Raw genomic sequence first — 2586 nt, forward strand, 5'->3', positions numbered from 1 at the left:
GTGGAATATTGGCCCGGCGGCAAGCCGCTTTCGCTCCGGCAATCACTTGTTGGGCTACTTCCGCAGGAATCTTATCAATGGGCCAACCTAGAATTGCGACCGCCATGATGGGTTTTCCACCCATCGCGTACACATCGCTCAGCGCGTTTACTGCAGCAATCTGCCCGAAGTCAAACGGATCATCTACAATCGGGGTGAAGAAATCAGTAGTGCTGATGATTGCTTGCCCCTGCCCTACGTCGTACACCGCAGCATCGTCTTTGGTATTATTGCCAACAATCAGATTAGGATCATGAAAGTCGTCGTCGGAAGCTAAGATGCTCTCCAGTGCTTTGGGAGATATTTTACAACCGCAACCGGCTCCGTGGCTATACTGGGTGAGGCGAATGGATTCTTCCGGCATAATTAGATAGAAGTTAGGTTAGAATGAAGGTTATGATTAGTAACAAACTTCCGAATCAGTCGGACGTTCGTTGATGGCTCGTCGGTTGGGCAATTTAGAAGATGGCGTAGGCATTCGGGTTTGCGCTCCAGATTACGCTGGTAGCTGCGGTCGTAGTATTCTAGTAGCAAACTGGCCACATCAGCTAATCGCTCTTCTTTCAAAGCCCGCAATGCCTGCTGCGTTCTCAGTCCGCCTAACCGCCGTTCAATAGTTTGAATAGCCCGAGCCAGCTTCATGGGATTAAGATGGCCATAATCTCGCACCAAACGTTGGACCCGCAGTGAATCAGGAACCTCTAGTACTATTACCGGGGCCTGTTTCATGTGCTCCCAAAACTCGTACGGAAGCTGCACCCCGCCAATACTGAACGATTCATCCTCTACCCAAATGGTGCGTGATAGATCGAGCGACCGCCATGTTTCAAACAAGTTATTCTGAAACTGCTCAGAAGTTGGTTGTGTTTTCTGCCCAATCCCCCCGAAGGCCGAGCCGCGATGATTGGCGAGTTTTTCCAAATCTATAACCTGCTCACCCTGTTGCTTTAGTTCCTGTAGTATTTCAGTTTTCCCGCTTCCGGTGGCCCCACCTACAATCAGGATCGGTAGCGGTTGTTGATAGATTTCCAGTGCCGCCCCGCGATAAGCTTTGTAACCGCCTTCCAGCGTATTAGCTTGTAGTCCGGCGGTAGTAAGCAGCCAGGCTACGCTTTCACTCCGCATTCCGCCTCGCCAGCAGTGCAGCAGTACCTGGTTGTCTACCGCTAGCTCGTAAGCATTTTCCACTATTGAACGCATTTTAGACCCTACCAAATCTAGCCCTTGCAGAAACGCTTCGTGCCGACCTGTTTGTTTATAAAGCGTGCCCACTTGCGCGCGTTCCTCGTTAGAAAACAGTGGTAAACTATACGCCTCCGGAATATGTCCCGCTTGGTACTCCTTAGGTGAGCGGACATCCAGTACGGGTAGCTGCTCACTTTGAGTGAGAAATTCATGTACCGGAAGTTGAGCCATATTGGATTAACCAACACTAGCTAGTATTAGTTAGACGAATTAATCACCGTCTCGCGAATTTGCTCTTCGGGCAAACCACCTTCGGTTCCAGCCACCACCATTGATACCGAAGCGTCGCCGGTAACATTTACCACGGTTCGGCACATATCAATAATTCGGTCGGGAGCCAGAATTAGTGCCAACCCAGCGGCGGGTATGCCAATGGCTTCCAGCACAATAACCAGCATTACCACTCCGGCTCCCGGTACGGCGGCCGTTCCTATTGAGGCCAGCGTAGCCGTAAGTACAATCATCAATTGGCTAGTTAGTGATAGACCCAATCCGAGGGCCTGAGCGATGAATACGGCGGCTACGCCCTGATACAAACTGGTACCGTCCATATTGATGGTAGCTCCTAAGGGAAGTACGAAGCTGGCAACCTCCTCCGAAACCCCCAAATCATTTTGTACTACTTCCATGGTTACCGGTAAGGTAGCCGCGCTGGAACTGGTACTAAAGGCTAGCAACTGGGCCGGACGCATCGCGCGGAAAAATCTTTTGTATTTCACCTTCACGAAGATTTTAAAGATAGCCGGATAGACCACCGCTACCATGATAAGCAGCCCGGCAATCACAGTCCTAGTATACCACAATAGAGCGTAGAGCAGCGTGAATGCTTCATCAGGATTATCGCCCCCGATTTCTACAATCAGCGCGGCAATTAGGGCGAAAACACCGTAGGGAGCCAGTATCATAATAAACTCTACGATTTTGATAATCACATCATTCAACCCATCGAAGAAAGCGATAACGGGTTGGCCTTTCTCCCGGGGGATATTTAGTAACGCCACCCCGATAATCAGGGCCACAAACACCACCTGTAGCATGGCTCCGTTGTTGGCAAAGGATTCAAACACATTCTGGGGAACAATATCGACCAGGGGTTGCAATGGTCCCGCCTCCCGCACTCCCTGAGCTACTCCTTGCTGACTCTCAACGTCGCCACTGTAAAGCGACATCAGGTTCTCGCGAGTAGACTCAGGAAGCTTTTTTCCCGGTTGCACAATATTTACCAGAATCAGCCCAATAGTGATCGCAATAGTGGTAGTAGCTAGGTAGATAAGAATAGTTTTCCCACCCATACGCGATAGC

The 2586-nt window shown here is 50.3% G+C and carries 3 protein-coding genes; all 3 read right to left on the reverse strand.

The genetic code is table 11. From position 1 onward, the window contains the following. The coding region (gene selD, locus WBA23_RS24755) for a selenide, water dikinase SelD (RefSeq protein ID WP_424584958.1) at positions 1–403 on the reverse strand (403 nt) is incomplete at its 3' end. Positions 404–405: 2 nt separating this feature from the next. Further along, on the reverse strand, positions 406–1455 hold the full coding sequence (gene mnmH / locus WBA23_RS24760; protein ID WP_424584959.1) for a tRNA 2-selenouridine(34) synthase MnmH: 1050 nt from the start codon (positions 1453–1455) through the stop codon (positions 406–408). Between the two features lie 26 nt (positions 1456–1481). Beyond that, positions 1482–2586, reverse strand: a 1105-nt coding sequence (locus WBA23_RS24765) for a dicarboxylate/amino acid:cation symporter (protein WP_424584960.1), incomplete at its 5' end; no start/stop codon positions are given.

This window comes from Tunicatimonas sp. (assembly GCF_049647865.1).
Taxonomy (GTDB): Bacteria; Bacteroidota; Bacteroidia; order Cytophagales; family Cyclobacteriaceae; genus Tunicatimonas.

Excerpts from the sequence above, each read along its gene's own strand:
- mnmH (WP_424584959.1), bottom strand. The coding sequence starts at position 1,455 with ATGGCTCAACTTCCGGTACATGAATTTCTCACTCAAAGTGAGCAGCTA.